The organism is Streptomyces sp. NPDC102467, assembly GCF_044765445.1.
Taxonomy (GTDB): domain Bacteria; phylum Actinomycetota; class Actinomycetes; order Streptomycetales; family Streptomycetaceae; genus Streptomyces.
The window spans coordinates 73,750-89,698 of the sequence record NZ_JBIWKA010000002.1 but is presented as its reverse complement, the minus strand read 5'-3'; the positions used below and the strand labels follow the sequence as shown (position 1 = coordinate 89,698).

Genomic DNA, 15,949 nt, shown 5'->3' with positions numbered 1-15,949 from the left:
GAATCACCGGCTCACTGGTCGGTGACCGGACGGTGATCGAGGTCGGCCGCGAGGCGCTCCACCAGGTCGTGGGCCGCGTCCGGGATGACCGTGCCGGGCGGGAACACCGCGGCGGCGCCCATCTCCAGGAGCGTGGCCACGTCCTGCGGCGGGATGACGCCGCCCACCACGATCATGATGTCCGCGCGCCCCTCGTCGGCGAGCGCCTCGCGCAGTGCCGGTACGAGGGTGAGGTGCCCGGCGGCCAGCGACGACACCCCGACGATGTGCACGTCCGCCTCGACGGCCTGCCGCGCCACCTCGCCCGGGGTCTGGAACAGCGGGCCGACGTCCACGTCGAAGCCCAGGTCGGCGAAGGCGGTCGCGATCACCTTCTGTCCGCGGTCGTGCCCGTCCTGGCCCATCTTGGCGACCAGGATGCGCGGACGGCGGCCCTCGGCCTCGGCGAACTCCTCGACGCGGACACGGGTGCGGTCCACGTTCGGGGACTCGCCTGCTTCGTTGCGATACACGCCGGAGATCGTACGGATCTGTCCGGCGTGGCGCCCGTACACCTTCTCCAGCGCGTCGGAGATCTCCCCGACGGTCGCCTTCGCGCGCGCCGCGTCCACGGCGAGCTCCAGCAGATTGCCCTCGCCGCCCGCGGCCCGGGTGAGGGCGGCGAGCGCGGCCTGGCAGGCGGTCTCGTCGCGCTCCTCGCGGAGCCTGCGCAGCTTGGCGATCTGCTGGGCCCGCACGGAGGAGTTGTCGACCTTGAGGACGTCGATCTGCTCGTCCGAGTCCACCCGGTACTTGTTGACGCCGATGACCGGCTGCCGCCCGGAGTCGATACGGGCCTGGGTGCGGGCCGCGGCCTCTTCGATGCGCAGCTTGGGGATGCCCGCGTCGATGGCCTGTGACATCCCCCCGGCCTGCTCGACCTCCTGGATGTGCTGCCAGGCGCGGCGGGCGAGGTCGTACGTCAGCTTCTCCACGTACGCGCTGCCGCCCCACGGGTCGATCACGCGGGTCGTCCCCGACTCCTGCTGGAGCAGCAGCTGGGTGTTGCGGGCGATGCGCGCGGAGAAGTCGGTGGGCAGGGCGAGCGCCTCGTCGAGGGCGTTGGTGTGCAGCGACTGGGTGTGGCCCTGGGTGGCCGCCATCGCCTCCACGCACGTACGCGTGACGTTGTTGAACACGTCCTGCGCGGTCAGCGACCAGCCCGAGGTCTGTGAATGGGTGCGCAGGGAGAGGGACTTGGCGTTCTGCGGGTCGAACTGCCTGACCAGCTTCGCCCACAGCAGCCGGGCCGCCCGCAGCTTGGCGATCTCCATGAAGAAGTTCATGCCGATCGCCCAGAAGAACGACAGCCGCGGCGCGAACGCGTCCACGTCCAGGCCCGCCGCCCGGCCCGCCCGGATGTACTCCACGCCGTCGGCGAGCGTGTAGGCCAGCTCCAAGTCGGCCGTCGCGCCCGCCTCTTGGATGTGATAGCCGGAGATGGAGATCGAGTTGTAGCGGGGCATCCGCTGCGAGGTGTACGCGAAGATGTCGGAGATGATCCGCATCGACGGCTTCGGCGGATAGATATAGGTGTTGCGGACCATGAACTCTTTGAGGATGTCGTTCTGGATGGTCCCGGCCAGCTTCTCGGGCGGTACGCCCTGCTCCTCCGCCGCCACGATGTACAGAGCGAGCACCGGCAGCACGGCGCCGTTCATCGTCATCGACACGGACATCTTGTCCAGCGGAATGCCGTCGAAGAGCTGGCGCATGTCGTAGATCGAGTCGATGGCCACGCCCGCCATGCCGACGTCACCGGTGACGCGCGGGTGGTCGCTGTCGTAGCCGCGGTGCGTGGGCAGGTCGAAGGCGACCGACAGGCCCTTCTGGCCGGCCGCGAGGTTGCGCCGGTAGAAGGCGTTCGACTCCTCGGCCGTCGAGAAACCCGCGTACTGGCGGATCGTCCACGGCTGGTTCACGTACATCGTCGGGTAGGGCCCACGCAGATACGGAGCCACACCGGGGCGGGTGTCCAGGAAGTCGACGCCCTCCAGGTCCTGACCGGTGTACAGGGGCTTTACCGGGATGCCCTCGGGCGTCTCCCACAGCAGGTCGTCACCGTCGGCGGCCCGCTTCACCGCGCTGTGCCACTCGTCGGAGCCGGTCTCCGGGGCAGGGGTCCCCAGCTCGATCGCGGAGAAGTCGGGGATGCGGGGGGCGGTCATCGGGACACTCCCATGCGGTCGAGCGTGACGGAGAGCACGGCCACGGCGTCACAGCCGGCGAAGACATAGGTGTCGACCCCGGCGTACGATCCCGGGCGGCCGGCGAGGAACACGTGCCCGGCGCCTGCCGTCCGCAGGTCCCGGGCGGTGTCCTCGGCCCGCTCCGCGTACACCGGGTCGCTGGAGCACAGGCACACCTCCCGGGCCCCGCTCTCCTCGAACGGGCCGTCGGTGACGGCCTCGACGCCGCCCGCCTGGAACAGGTTGGCCGCGAAGCTCAGCCGGGCGGTGTGCGCAGAGGCCGGGCCCAGGGCGGCCAGGTACACGCGCGGCCGGGCGCCGGTCGCGGCGAGGTGCGCGTCGGAGCGGGCCCGCAGCGCCTCGAACGCCTCGTCCCGCCGTACCCGGGGCAGACCGCCCGACGGGGGCTCGGGCACCGGCTCGCGCACCACGGGCTTCTCGGCCAGCTGCGGGAACTCGCTGACGCCGGTGACCGGTTCGCGCCGCGTGGCGAGCTTCTTGCTCCGCGCGGACCAGGTCTCGGCGAGCCGGTCGCGGATCAGGCCGGAGCGCAGGGCAGCGGCCTGACCGCCCGCCCGCTCGATCTCCTGGAAGAACTCCCAGCCCGCGTGGGCGAGTTCGTCGGTCAGCCGCTCCACGTACCAGGAGCCGCCCGCGGGATCGATCACCCGGGCGAGGTGCGACTCCTCGATCAGGATGCTCGAAGTGTTGCGGGCGATGCGCCGGGCGAACGCGTCCGGCAGGCCGAGCGCGTGGTCGAAGGGCAGCACGGTCACGGAGTCCGCGCCGCCGATGCCCGCGGCCAGGGTCGCGATCGTGGTGCGCAACATGTTCACCCACGGGTCGCGCCGCGTCATCATCACCGACGAGGTCACCGCGTGCTGCAGCTGCGCGCCCGCCCGCGGCGCCCCGCACGCCTCGGCCACCCGGGCCCAGAGGCGGCGCGCGGCACGGAACGTGGCGACGGTGAGGAATTGGTCGGCGCCCGCGGCGTAGCGGAACTCCAGCTGCGCCAGCGCCTGTTCGACGGTCAGCCCCGCTTCGGTCAGCTCACGCAGGTACGCGACGCCGGTGGCGAGGGAACAGCCCAGTTCCTGAGCGGGCGAGCCGCCGGCCTCGTGGTACGGCAGCGCGTCCACGGTCAGCGCCCGCAGCCCCGGGTACCGCTGGGAGCAGAGGCGGGCCAGCTCGGCGACCGGCGCGCTGTCGTACGCGTCCCCGGTGCGTGCCTCGTGGCCCAGCGGGTCGGCGCCCAGGTTGCCCCGTACCGCGTCGGGTGCGAGGCCCTTGTCCTCGTACAGACGCAGCAGGTGACGCGCGGCTGCGTCGACCTCGGCGCCCGCGTCGAGTACGACGGGGGCCAGATCGAGGTGGACACCGTCGAGGGCCGAGGCGAGAGCGGAGAGGGGGAAGCCGGTGCCGTCGCCCACCGCCAGCCACAGGGACGTGACACCGTTCTCCAGGTCGGCCAGGACCGCGCCGGAGTCGGCGACCGTGTGCCGCTGGCGTACGTCCCAGCCGCCGACCGTGTTCCCCTCGGCGCGGCCACCGCGCACGAAGGGGGCGAAACCGGGCAGGCCGGCGGGGGGAGCGTCGTCGTCGGCTGTGTAGAGGGGGCGGGCACGCAGCCCGTCCTCCAGCGTGGTGGACAGAGCGGCTTCCGCTTCGGGAGCCGAGACTTCCTTGCCCGACTTGCGCAGCACACCAGCGACCAGGTGCTGCCATTGCTCATGTGTCGCGTCAGGGAACTCGGCTGCCAGGGAAAGCCCGTCGTCAGGCAGGACCGTCATGCCCGGATGCTAGGTCAGATTCGGCGAGGAATAGCAGGTGACGCGGGTGTGACCTTGTTCTCCTTGCCTGCCGGGCGTCAAGCCTCTATCGACCGGGCGGCGAGCAGGGTGTGCCGCGCGCCGAGACCTGCCGCAGAGGTCCCCTCTCACGGCAAACCGATCGATTCGATCAATTCGGCGAGAGATATTGAGCGTTGTGACCGAAACGACTACAACGGAGCGCAACTCAACGACTGAGCCGAGCCGTTCGGCCGAACATCCGGAAAGGTGACCACATGCGCCCCCCACTGCGTGCCTGGGCCTGTACTGCTGCCGCACTCGCATGCGCGACCGTCCTGACGACCTCCCCCGCCCAGGCGTCCGTGATCTGGGACGCGGACGCCTCCCAGGGCGTCGGCGTCTTCGTGACCACGCTCTGCGACAGCCCGGGAAGCGTCACCACGGGCAACTGGAACGACGGACATGGAGCGTTCTTCAAGTTCAACAAGCCCATAGGTACGCCCCGTTGCGAGGGACACAGCGTCCGGACCGCCGACGGCGAGTACACCTTCAAGGACCACAGCACGTACTGGTTCGGCTGGGACTCCATGACGAAGACCGGGAACGCGCAGACGGTCTTCCAGTGGAAGTCCAACGGAACGAACGACCAGAACAGCCAGAACTACCCGGTCCTGATGAAGGTCGAGGACGGCCGGCTCAAAGCCTGGTACGTGGGCCCCGGCGAGACCTGGATCTCGATCGGGACGACGCCCTGGACCGCGGGCGAGTGGCACTCCGTACAGCTGGGGATCACCGCGGACTCGAGTGGCGCCGGAACGCTCTCCATCTTCAAGGACGGTACCGAATTCGCCTCCCGGACCGGCGCTCGCACCTGGGACGACCTGGGCAACAAGCCTCGCTGGGGAACGTACTTCGGCACGGACGACAGCACCGCCTCCATCAACTGGGTCGCGGGCCTCTCCATGGGCACTTCGCGGGCTGACGTTGACTAACCGTAAACGCAATATGTCAACCGATCGCAGCAAATAACTGACCGCCGGTCAGATCCGGTGGAGAACCGATAGAGAGCGCGAACACGCCCGCGGCGCCATGACGGCCCGCGGGCTTTCGTGTCACATCCGTTGACAAGGCGGAAGCCTGAGGCGAATCTGTCCTCGAAGTTGCGCAAAAAATTAACAGATCAACTCAATACTTGGATGACGGGCCGGTGAGTCGCGCCGTGCCGGGCCTCCGAGGAGAACCCCTCAAGGAGCGTCATGACTGAAATGACAGGGGCACGTCATAGATGGCGGTGGCTCGCCGGTGCCGTGACGGCGGGACTGCTGACCGTCGGGATGGTGCCGACGGCGGCTCAGGCCGCCGCCGCGGCGCAGAACGTGGCACTCGGCAGACCCGTCACCACCGGCGGGGCGCATGACGGCTACCCCGCGGGCAACGTCACCGACGGCAGCCAGGCCACGTATTGGGAAGGTCCGGCCGGCTCGTTCCCGCAATGGGTGCAGATCGACCTGGGACGTACGGTCGACGTCGACGAAGTGCTGCTGAAGCTCCCCGCCTCCTGGGAGGCCCGTACCGAGACGGTCGGCGTCCAGGGCAGCTCCGACGGGCGGGACTTCACCACCCTCGCGGCCGGGGCGAAGCGGGCCTTCGCCCCCGGCTCCGGCAACAGCGTGACGGTCGACGTCGCGGCCGAGACCCGGTACGTACGGGTTCAGGTCGGCGACAACTCCGGTTGGAACGCGGCCCAGTTGTCCGAGGTGGAGATCCTCGGCACGGACGGCGGCCAGGATCCGGGGGACCCGCCGCCCACCGGCACCAATCTCGCCCTGCGCAAGCCCATCGAAGCGACGTCGACGACGCAGAACTACGTCGCGCCCAACGCCAACGACGGCAGCACCGACACCTACTGGGAGGCGAGCGGCGCCTCCTCCGCACTGACCGTGAAGCTCGGCGCCGACGCGGACCTGTCCGGTGTCGTCGTCAAGCTCAGTCCGAACGCCGCGTGGAGCACCCGTACGCAGACCATCCAGGTCCTGGCACGCAAGAGCGGCGCCACCGACTTCACGTCACTGAAGGACCGCGCCGAGTACACCTTCAACCCGTCGGCGAACCAGAACACCGTCACGATCCCGGTCACCGGCCGCTCCGCGGACGTACGGCTGCAGTTCTCCGGCAACAGCGGAGCGGGCGGCGGGCAGGTCGCCGAGTTCGAGGTCGTCGGCACGGCCGCACCCGCCCCCGACCTGACGGTGACCGACCTGACGTGGTCACCCGCGTCGCCGTCCGAGGCGGACGCCGTCACCGTCGAGGCGACGGTCCGCAACAACGGAACCGCGGCGGCTCCCGCCACCACGGTGGACGTCAGCCTCGAAGGCGCGGTCGCCGGGAGCGCCGCCGTCGGAGCTCTGGCCGCCGGCGCGTCGGTGAAGGTGCCCGTCAAGGTCGGCACTCACCCCATGGGCAGCTACGGCGTCTCCGCGGTCGTCGACCCGACGGACGCCGTCGCCGAACTGGACAACTCGAACAACAGCCGCAACGCCGACGCGAAACTGGTCGTCACCCAGGCCCCCGGTCCCGATCTGGAAGTCACCGGGATCGCCACCACCCCGGCCAACCCGGCGGTCGGCGCGAAGGTCACCTTCGCCGTCACCGTGCACAACCGCGGCACGAGCCAGGTGCCCGCCGGCACCGTCACCCAACTCACCGTCGGCGGAGCCGCGTTGACCGGCGCCACGGACAGCATCGCGGCCAGCGCCTCGGCCACCGTGGCGATCAGCGGCAGCTGGACCGCCACCAACGGGGGAGCCGCACTCACCGCCACGGCCGACGCGACGAACAAGCTCACCGAGACCAACGAGGGCAACAACACCTTCGCCCGGACCCTGGTCGTCGGGCGCGGCGCGGCCGTCCCCTACACCGAGTACGAGGCGGAGGACGGACGCACCAACGGCACCCTGCTCACGACGGACGCCAAGCGCACCTTCGGGCACACGAACTTCGCCACCGAATCCTCCGGCCGCACGTCGGTCCGCCTCAACTCCACCGGTGAATACGTCGAGTTCACGTCCACCACCCCCTCGAACTCGATCGTCGTACGCAACTCGATCCCCGACGCCGCCGCGGGCGGCGGACAGGAGGCGACGCTCAGCCTCTACGCCGACGGCACGTTCGTGCGCAAGCTGAACCTGTCGTCCAAGAACAGCTGGCTCTACGGAACCACCGACGACCCGGAGGGGCTGACCAACCGGCCCGGCGGCGACGCCAGGCGCCTCTTCGACGAGTCCCACGCCCTGCTCACCGCGACCTACCCCGAGGGCACGAAGTTCCGGCTCCAGCGGGACAGCGGGGACACGGCCTCCTTCTACATCGTCGACCTGGTCGACCTGGAGCAGGTCGCCGCGCCGACGGCCAAGCCCGCCGAGTGCGCCTCCATCACCGAGTACGGGGCCGTGCCGGGCGACGGCATCGACGACGCGGACGCCATCCAGCGTGCCGTGACCGCCGACCAGACCGGCAAGATCCCGTGCGTGTGGATCCCGGCCGGACAGTGGCGCCAGGAGAAGAAGATCCTCACCGACGACCCGCAGAACCGGGGCCAGTACAACCAGGTCGGGATCCGCGACGTCACCATCAAGGGCGCCGGCATGTGGCACGCGCAGCTGTACTCCCTCATCGCGCCGCAGGACGCGGGCGGCATCAACCACCCGCACGAGGGCAACTTCGGGTTCGACATCGACGACAACACCAAGATCTCCGACATCGCCATCTTCGGCTCGGGCACGATCCGGGGCGGCGACGGCAACGCGGAGGGCGGCGTCGCGCTCAACGGACGCTTCGGCAAGGACACCAAGATCACCAACGTCTGGATCGAGCACGCCAACGTGGGTGCCTGGGTCGGCCGCGACTACTCCAACATCCCCGAGCTGTGGGGCCCCGGCGACCGCGTCGAGTTCAACGGCGTACGCATCCGCGACACCTACGCCGACGGCGTCAACTTCGCCAACGGCACCCGCAATTCGACCGTCTACAACTCCTCGTTCCGCAACACGGGCGACGACGCCATGGCCGTCTGGGCCAGCAAGTACGTGAAGGACACGTCGGTCGACGTCGGCCACGACAACCACTTCCGCAACAACACCGTCCAACTGCCCTGGCGGGCCAACGGCATCGCGGTCTACGGCGGTCACGGCAACACCATCGAGAACAACCTGATCTCGGACACCATGAACTACCCCGGGATCATGCTCGCCACCGACCACGACCCGCTCCCGTTCACCGGTACGACCCTGATCGCGAACAACGGCCTGTACCGCACCGGCGGCGCGTTCTGGAACGAGGACCAGGAGTTCGGCGCGATCACCCTGTTCGCCCAGGGGCAGCCCATCCCGGGTGTCACGATCCGCGACACCGACATCCACGATTCCACCTACGACGGCATCCAGTTCAAGACGGGTGGTGGTGAGATGCCCGATGTCCAGGTCACCAACGTGACCATCGACAAGTCGAACAACGGGTCGGGCATCCTCGCCATGTCCGGCGCCCGCGGCAGCGCCACGCTGACCGGCGTCACCATCACCGGCTCGGCGCAGGGCGACATCCTGACCGAGCCCGGATCGCAGTTCGTCATCAAGCAGGGCTGATCCCGGCCCGCCCCGAACCTTCGTCGCCGGCGTTCCGACGCCCCGCTGTCCACGCCGGCGGCGAAGTACCTCTCAGAGCCGGAGCATCTCTAAACAAGTGGCGCGCCACGGTCTCGCGGGTCGACCATGGCCCGCATGACCGACCAGCCCGCACGATGGACCCGCGCGACCGTCTACGCCGATATGTGGGTCGACCCGGACGACGACCCCCGCGAGAGCGAAGGACCCGACCCGGAGGGCGAACTCGCCACGCTGCTCGACTACTTGTCCGGCTACCGCGCGACCCTGCGGATGAAGTGCGAGGGCCTGGACGCGGAGCAGCTGGCCCGGCGCTCGGTGCCGCCTTCGACGATGTCCCTGCTCGGCCTGGTCCGGCACCTCGCCGAGGTGGAGCGGGACTGGCGTGGCTGGATCACCCACGACGAGCCGCTGCCGAAGCTGTACGGCAAGCGGGACGCGGACTTCGACGGAGCCGTGGCGGACCAGGCCGTGGTCGACGCCGCCCACGCCGATCTGGAACGCGAGCAGGCCGCGACCGATGCCGCGCTGGCCGCCCACCCGGACCTCGGCGCGCGTCCGGGGAAGGACGGGATCTCGATCAGGAGCCTGATGGTGCACAGGATCGAGGAGTACGCCCGCCACTGCGGCCACGCCGACCTGCTGCGCGAGTGCGTCGACGGGAGGGTGGGCCAGTAACGGGGCTCCCGCAGGCGCCCGCCCTCCCGCCGCCTGCGTCAGTCCTCGCGTACGGCCGTGAACGTGTGGGTCCCCTCGCCGAGGGACGAGATGCGGACGCGGCCGTCGGCGACCCGGACGGTGCGGTGCGAGGCGTGCCGTCCGTCCCACACCGTCCGGCGGCCCTGGCGCACGGTCAGCCGCCCGGGATCACCCGGCAGCGCCAACGAGCCGCCGGTCCCGCGGGGCACCCGCACGGTCACCGAGAACCGCGACCGGGAATTCTCCCACTCCACGGCCAACGGCCCGTGCGGCGTGGGTAGTTGCCCCTGGGCCCAGGTCACGTCGCCAGGGTTCGGGCGCACCAGCCAGGTGGCGTACCCCGGCGAGGTGGGCCGGGCGCCGAGGAGTTGATGGGTGAGCGCGGGCAGCACGCCCGTCGACCAGCCGTGCGCCATGCTCGTGTACGCGCCCTCGTACAGCGAGCCGCCCGGACCGATGCCCTCCCAGTTCGTGATGCCGGGATCGTGGCGGTCCATCCACCCGTACGTGCGCCGGATCTGGTCCAGCGCGGAGTCCGCGCGCCCGGTCTCGAACCTGGCGACGATCTCCGGGTAGGAGGTGAACGCGTACACGCGCTGCGAGGCGCCGTCGAAGATCGTGTCGTTGTCCATGAAGGCGTTGCCGTACGGCTGTCGCGTGGTGGCGTCCAGGTGGGCGAGTGCCGACGCGGCCCGCCCCGCGTCGGCGACCTGCGCGGTGACGGCGATGGAGTTGCCGTCCTGGGCGTGGCGCACCGGACCCGTCGAGGAGTCGAGATAGGCGCCCGCCTTCTCGTCCCACAGATGCGTGTTGACCGCGGCGGCGACCTCAGCGGCCCGCTTCTCCCAGCGGGCCGCGTCGTCCGCGTGCCCCAGGAAGCGGGCCAGGCGGGCGGCATCGCCGAGCGCCTGGACGTAGTTGACGTTGTAGTACGTGATGCGCCCCGTACGGTCCAGGAAGGCGTAATCCCCGTACCCCGACGTGCCGTTGAGTCCCTTGCTGAGCAGACCGGCGTCGTCGGTGACGCTCGGGTACCAGGCGTCGAGCACCTTCAGCAGGTTCGGGTAGTAGCGCGTCGCGTACGCCCGGTCGCCGGTGTACAGCACGTAGTCCCAGCTGCACGTCACCCACCACAGCGGATAGTCGAACAGCGGAAGCGTGTAGTTGTTGATCGAGGCGGGTGGTATCCACCCGTCGGCGCGCTGGTGCTCGGCGAGATCGGCGAGCACGTTGCGCGCGGCGGCCGCCGCGTCGTCGTGCGTGAGGTACAGGGTGCGCGCGGACACGGCCAGGTCGCCGACGTACGGGTCGCGGTCGCGCTTCGGACCGTCGTGCAGAACCAGTTGACCCTCCAGGGACGCGCTCCACGCGTTCCGCGGGTCGACGTCGTCGCGCCGGAAGGTGTCGGTGACGAGCTCGTTCGTGTACGACGCTCCGTACCAGTAACGGTTCAGGTCGTCGTCGGAGCACAGGAACCAGCCGCGATAGGTGCTCGGTGTACCGAGGTAGGCGCTGAACTCCAGGCTCACGGAGTCCACTTCGACCGTGCCCCAGGACTGTGCGGCAGGGGCGTCGGAGGCCAACGCGTCCAGCGTGATCTTGAGGTAGCGGAAGCCGTGCAGTCCGTCGGCGAAGACCTTGTCCCCGGCCTGGAAGCCCTTGTGGTCCAGCCAGTCGGCGCCGCCGGCGGGCACCGCGAACTGGTCGGTGCCCCGGCCCGCGCCGCCCGCCTGGTCGGAGCGGGTGAAGTCGCTGCGGTCGGTGAGGAATTGCTGGGTCTCGGAGAAGGCGACGCGTACGCCGGGAGAGTTGTCCGATGCGCCGGCGAACCGGATGCGCGGGAAGCCGACCACGACCTTGCCGAAGTCCACGGTCACGCTGGGTGGTTCGACCGCCTCCACCGCCTCGGGCCACACCTCGTTGATCCGGGTGAACGCGCCCTGCTGCGTGTCCTGTACGCCCGTCACCGTGATGCGGACCTTCGAGGCGGAGAGCGGAGTCGCGAACGGCACCGGGCACTGGATGACATCGTTGTCAGAATGTGTGGCGGCCCGCTGCCACGCATCGCCGTGCCACACGTCGACCGTGAAGTCGGTCGGTACGCCGTCGCTGTTGGAGACCACCGTGATGCCGGACAGCTCCCGCTCGGCGGGCAGCGTCACGGTCAGGGTGTCGGGAAAGGCGCCCTGGGTGTCGTCGTTCCAGAACGTCTCCGGGTCACCGTCCACGGCATGGGAGGCGTCGTAGGTCCGCGGCTGCCCGTCGCTCCCGCTGTTGCCCGCATGGGTGGAGGAGGCCTCGGCCGTGGTGCCCTCCGGCCAGCGGGGCGCCGGGGCGGGCTGCGGCCGGCGCAGGACCGTCGCGGGGCCGCCCGGCTTGAGCAGGCCCTCGGGTCGGTCGACGGCGCCTGCGGAGGCGAGCGTGCGGACCGGGCGCACGGTGCGGGACGAGGGAGCCTGGACGTAGCGCTGCCAACCGGTGCCACCGCGCGGCGGTTCGGAACCGGGAGGCATCGCGGTGGCACCGCCGGCCGGCGTCGCGGCTGCCGTCTGCGCGTACGGGAGTCCGGCCGCGGTCAGGGCAGCGGCCGCCGCGCCCGCGGCGAGGACGGTGCGTCTGGCGGGGCCGGGCAGAGGGGCGTTTTCGGCTGGGCGGCTCGATGTCATGGCGCCTCACTTCTCAGTGACGTGGAGTGGGGGTGAAACGATTCATTCCTGGTGGCCGAGGCGACGTTATCCCAGGAGCCCTTCTCCGTACAGGTGTTGAGCAGTGGGTGGAGGACGCAGGGTGGAGGAGCGAGCGGCCCGTGAGTAGCCTGCGGTCGTGACGACAGAACGAGAAACGGACCACGCCACGGACACCGCGAGCACCTGGCTGGAGGACACCCGGAGGTCGTACGACACGGTCGCCGACAGCTACGCGGAGCGGACGCGGGGCCTGCTGGACGACATGCCGGTAGAACGCGCGGTCATGGAGACCTTCGCCGACCTGGTGCGCACCGGCGGCGGGGGCCCGGTCGCCGACGTGGGATGCGGGCCGGGACGGATCACGGCCCACCTGCGCGGGCTCGGCCTGGACGCGTTCGGGATCGACCTGTCACCCGCGATGATCGAGGTCGCCAGGCGCGATCACCCCGGTGTGCGGTTCGAGGTCGGGTCCATGACGGAACTCGACCTCGCCGACGCATCGGTGGCCGGTGTTGTGGCCTGGTACTCGCTGATCCATGTCCCCGACGACGAGATCGGCCCGGTCCTCGCCCACTTCCGGCGGGCGATGCGCCCCGGAGCCCCCCTGCTGCTCGGATTCCACGTGGGGGACGCGTCGCAGTTGAAGACAGAGGGGTATGGCGGCCACCCGATGAAGGTGCACGTCCACCGGCGGCAGCCCGAACGGCTGGCCGCCTGGCTCGACGAGGCGGGCTTCACCGTCGAGACGCACAGGACCCTCAGCTCGGCCGAGAGCACGCTCGGGGGGATCCTCCTCGCCACCCGCAGGCCCGATGACCGGCGAGGGTCGCTCACAGGGTGACGGCGATGCCGATGTTCGGCTTCTTCCGTACGCGCAGGACCTTGAGGAACCCGTTCCCGATCCGGGACAAGAGGTACCTCTTGGCGAGGAGGCCCTGAGCGGCCTCGGTGCCGGCCTCGTCGAGCAGGGTGCCGGTGCCGGGGAGGGTGGCGGCGTCCGGGGCGGTCCGGCCGCGGACGTCGCAGACGGTGACCGTCACGGCGCTGTTGTTGCGGAGCCGCTTGACCTTCCAGGAGTCGGCGGGTGTGACCACCACGAGCTCGCGCTCGTCCCGCGCCACGTGCCAGACGGGTGTGGCGACCGGGCTCCCGTCCTTCCGGTACGTCGTGAGGCTGATGTATTTGCTGCGACGGATCTCTTCCATGGCTGACACGCCCGGAGTCTATCGGCGTCGTCGACACAGGAGGCCCGGGCACACATGTCCGGGGTCGGTCCGGCCTCGCCTCGGCCCGGTCGGCAGGCGTACATCCCGCGGGTGACGCCACGGGGGGAATGTCCCCCGAGCGCCGGATGCCACCCCGCGTCATACCGTGGAGGGTGGGGCGCATGAGTGAATCAAGAACGCTGACGAAACGTCATAGATACTCTGTGCGCGGCCGGTTGGGCGCCGCCGCGGCCGCGCTCTGTCTCGCATCGGTGACCGCCGCCTTTCTGCCGACGGCTTCGTCCGCCGCTACGGGGCCGGCCGGCGAGACCCTCTCCGAGGGCGGGCGCACGGCACAGATCAGCCGCACCGCGTACGGCATTCCACACATCCTCGCGCGGGACTTCGACGGGCTCGGTTACGGATACGGGTACGCGTTCGCGCAGGACAACGTCTGCGAACTCGCCGACCAGGTGGTCACGTTACGCGGTGAGCGGTCCCGTTACTTCGGGCCCGACGGAGAGCGCGGCGAGGGCGTCAACCTGGCGAGCGACACCTACTACAAGGGGCAGCGGCGCGCGGGCACGGTCCAGCAACTCCTGGACCGCAGAGCGCCGTTGGGTCCCACCGCTGAACTGCGGCGCATGGTCCAGGGGTACGCCGCCGGATACAACCGCTACCTGCGGGAGACGGGCGTCGGCAGACTGCCGGACGCGCGCTGTGCGGGTAAGCCCTGGGTGCGCCCGGTCACCGCGCTCGACCTGTGGAGCGTCGTGTACGACGTCAGCGGGGTGACCGGCGCGGTGCCGCTCGCGCCGGACATCGGCGACGCGAAGCCGCCGACGGCCGACGGTGACGCCACGGCCAGGGCCGCCGCCTTTTCGGCGCCGGGCGGGCAGGGGCCCGCCGCGGACGACTTCGGCAGCAACGGCTGGGCGCTCGGCCGCGACGCCACCCGCACCGGCAACGCGATGGTCCTCGCCAACCCGCACCTTCCGTGGGTCGGCGGCGCCCTCCGCTTCTACCAGGTGCAGTTGACGATCCCCGGCACCCTGGACGTGTCCGGCGCCGGCCTGTACGGCACGCCTCTCGTCCTGATCGGCCACAACAAGGACCTCGCCTGGACGCACACCGCGAGCGACGCCCGGCACACGTCGACCTACGCGTTGAAACTCGTGGCGGGTGACCCGACCAGCTACGTCGTCGACGGGAGGACGGAGCGGATGAAACGCCGCACCGTCCCGATCACCGTCCGCGACGCCGACGGCCGGGTGAAAACGGTCGAACGGACGCTGTACACCTCAGGCTTCGGCCCCGTCCTCTCCTCCGGCTGGACCACGAGGACCGCCTACGCGGTCCGGGACGCCAACGCCGACAACCTGCGCTCCATGAACACCTGGCTGGCCATGGGCAAGGCCCACAGCCTCGACCAACTCCGCACCGCCCAGGACACCTACCAGGGCATCCCCTGGACCTACACCCTCGCCGCCGACACCAGCGGCGCCACGTACTTCACCGACTCCTCCGCCGTACCGCACCTCACCGACGCCCAACTCGAGCGCTGCACCCGCCCGGGCGGCGAGGACGGACCCGACGCACTCGACGGCTCGACGACCGCCTGCGCCTGGGGCAGCGACCCCGACGCACTCGTACCGGGCCTCTACGGTCCGTCCCACCAACCGAAGCTGACCCGCACCGACTATGTCGCCAACTCCAACAACGGGCCCCAGTACACGAACCCCGAAGCCCCCCTCACCGGGCTCCCCGGCGTGTACGACATCGATCCCCGCCTGGCGCCACGGCCCCAGCTGGGACTGGACATGATCGCGCGGCGGGCGGACGGCACGGACGGACTCGGCGCCCCCGGGTTCACCGGGCGCACCCTGCGCTCCTCGGCGTTCGGCAACCGTGTCCTGTCGGCCGAGACGGGCCGCGACGACGTGGTCGCCCTGTGCCGCGCCCACCCGCTCCTGGAGACGACGGACGGCAAGGAGACCGACGTACGGCAGGCCTGCGCGGCCCTCGCCCGCTGGGACACCCGCGCCGACACCGACAGCCGGGGCGCCGCGCTCTGGACCACGTTCTACGACCACATCCTGCGAGGCGGGCCCTCCGACACCTGGCACCGCGTCCCCTACGACCCGGCGCAGCCCCTCACCACACCGCGCGGCATCAACGGCGACGACGCCCGGGTCCGGCACGCCCTGGCCGACGCCGTCCAGGACTTGGCCGCCCGCGATCTCCCGGTCGACACCGCACTCGGCACCGTGCAGAAGTGGGCCGGGATCCCGCTGCCCGGCTGCAACGGGAACAAGGGCTGCTTCAACGTCGTGGACGCGGGGCCCGAGGCGGGCACCGGCACCCCGACCGAGGGGGCGTTCGGCTCCAGCTTCCTGATGGCCGTCGAACTCACCCCCGACGGCCCCCGCGCCCACACCCTGCTCACCTACGGCCAGTCGGCGAACCCCACCTCGCCCCACTACACCGACCAGACCCGCCTCTTCAGCCGCAAGCAATGGGTCACCGAACGCTTCACCGCAGCCGAGATCGCGAGCGATCCGGACCTGAAGGTGACGATGTTGCGCGACTGACCCGGCCCGGGGGGGGGGCGGGCGGGGGGGGGGGGGGGGGGGGGGGGGGGGGGGGGGGGGGGGGGGGGGGGGGGGGGGGGGGGGGGCGGGG

General features: G+C 70.7%; 9 protein-coding genes. 5 read left to right on the top strand and 4 right to left on the bottom strand.

The window, feature by feature from the left end:
* Nucleotides 1–11 precede the first annotated feature (11 nt).
* A complete protein-coding gene (gene scpA, locus ACIREE_RS03475) occupies nucleotides 12–2,207 on the bottom strand; it encodes a methylmalonyl-CoA mutase (protein ID WP_404145549.1) in 2,196 nt (731 codons plus the stop codon).
* The gene (locus ACIREE_RS03470) at nucleotides 2,204–4,018 is read right to left on the bottom strand and encodes a methylmalonyl-CoA mutase subunit beta (RefSeq protein WP_404145546.1); all 1,815 of its coding nucleotides are present in this window, start codon (nucleotides 4,016–4,018) and stop codon (nucleotides 2,204–2,206) included. The genes scpA and ACIREE_RS03470 overlap by 4 nt, the downstream gene beginning before the upstream one ends.
* A 275-nt stretch (nucleotides 4,019–4,293) precedes the next feature.
* Between ACIREE_RS03470 and ACIREE_RS03465 the strand changes: the two genes are divergently transcribed.
* The 3 genes from ACIREE_RS03465 to ACIREE_RS03455 all read left to right on the top strand — a co-directional run bounded on the left by ACIREE_RS03465 (nucleotide 4,294) and on the right by ACIREE_RS03455 (nucleotide 9,354).
* On the top strand, nucleotides 4,294–5,010 hold the full coding sequence (locus ACIREE_RS03465) for a heparin lyase I family protein (RefSeq protein ID WP_404145543.1): 717 nt from the start codon (nucleotides 4,294–4,296) through the stop codon (nucleotides 5,008–5,010).
* 342 nt (nucleotides 5,011–5,352) lie between these two features.
* Complete coding sequence (locus ACIREE_RS03460) at nucleotides 5,353–8,658, top strand: CARDB domain-containing protein (protein ID WP_404146787.1); 3,306 nt, start codon at nucleotides 5,353–5,355, stop codon at nucleotides 8,656–8,658.
* A 126-nt stretch (nucleotides 8,659–8,784) separates the two neighbouring features.
* Nucleotides 8,785–9,354, top strand: a complete 570-nt coding sequence (locus tag ACIREE_RS03455; RefSeq protein ID WP_404145540.1) for a DinB family protein — start codon at nucleotides 8,785–8,787, stop codon at nucleotides 9,352–9,354.
* A 38-nt stretch (nucleotides 9,355–9,392) separates the two neighbouring features.
* On the opposite strand, the gene ACIREE_RS03450 is transcribed toward ACIREE_RS03455, so the two are convergent.
* On the bottom strand, nucleotides 9,393–12,041 hold the full coding sequence (locus tag ACIREE_RS03450; protein ID WP_404145538.1) for an alpha-L-rhamnosidase C-terminal domain-containing protein: 2,649 nt from the start codon (nucleotides 12,039–12,041) through the stop codon (nucleotides 9,393–9,395).
* Nucleotides 12,042–12,198: 157 nt separating this feature from the next.
* On the opposite strand from ACIREE_RS03450, the gene ACIREE_RS03445 reads away from it, so the two are divergent.
* The gene (locus ACIREE_RS03445) at nucleotides 12,199–12,903 is read left to right on the top strand and encodes a class I SAM-dependent DNA methyltransferase (protein ID WP_404145535.1); all 705 of its coding nucleotides are present in this window, start codon (nucleotides 12,199–12,201) and stop codon (nucleotides 12,901–12,903) included.
* Here ACIREE_RS03445 and ACIREE_RS03440 read toward each other — a convergent pair.
* Nucleotides 12,893–13,267 (bottom strand): PPOX class F420-dependent oxidoreductase, encoded by a 375-nt coding sequence (locus ACIREE_RS03440; RefSeq protein WP_404146785.1) that lies wholly within the window; start codon nucleotides 13,265–13,267, stop codon nucleotides 12,893–12,895. The genes ACIREE_RS03445 and ACIREE_RS03440 overlap by 11 nt on opposite strands.
* A 182-nt stretch (nucleotides 13,268–13,449) precedes the next feature.
* On the opposite strand from ACIREE_RS03440, the gene ACIREE_RS03435 reads away from it, so the two are divergent.
* Nucleotides 13,450–15,858 (top strand): penicillin acylase family protein, encoded by a 2,409-nt coding sequence (locus tag ACIREE_RS03435; RefSeq protein WP_404145532.1) that lies wholly within the window; start codon nucleotides 13,450–13,452, stop codon nucleotides 15,856–15,858.
* The last annotated feature ends 91 nt before the right edge of the window (nucleotides 15,859–15,949 follow it).

What these genes read in the sequence shown, in the direction of transcription:
- ACIREE_RS03460 (WP_404146787.1), top strand. Translation starts at nt 5,353, where the DNA reads ATGGTGCCGACGGCGGCTCAGGCCGCCGCCGCGGCGCAGAACGTGGCA.
- ACIREE_RS03470 (WP_404145546.1), bottom strand. Translation starts at nt 4,018, where the DNA reads ATGACGGTCCTGCCTGACGACGGGCTTTCCCTGGCAGCCGAGTTCCCT.
- scpA (WP_404145549.1), bottom strand. Translation starts at nt 2,207, where the DNA reads ATGACCGCCCCCCGCATCCCCGACTTCTCCGCGATCGAGCTGGGGACC.
- ACIREE_RS03465 (WP_404145543.1), top strand. Translation starts at nt 4,294, where the DNA reads ATGCGCCCCCCACTGCGTGCCTGGGCCTGTACTGCTGCCGCACTCGCA.
- ACIREE_RS03440 (WP_404146785.1), bottom strand. Translation starts at nt 13,267, where the DNA reads ATGGAAGAGATCCGTCGCAGCAAATACATCAGCCTCACGACGTACCGG.
- ACIREE_RS03455 (WP_404145540.1), top strand. Translation starts at nt 8,785, where the DNA reads ATGGCCCGCATGACCGACCAGCCCGCACGATGGACCCGCGCGACCGTC.
- ACIREE_RS03435 (WP_404145532.1), top strand. Translation starts at nt 13,450, where the DNA reads ATGAGTGAATCAAGAACGCTGACGAAACGTCATAGATACTCTGTGCGC.
- ACIREE_RS03450 (WP_404145538.1), bottom strand. Translation starts at nt 12,041, where the DNA reads ATGACATCGAGCCGCCCAGCCGAAAACGCCCCTCTGCCCGGCCCCGCC.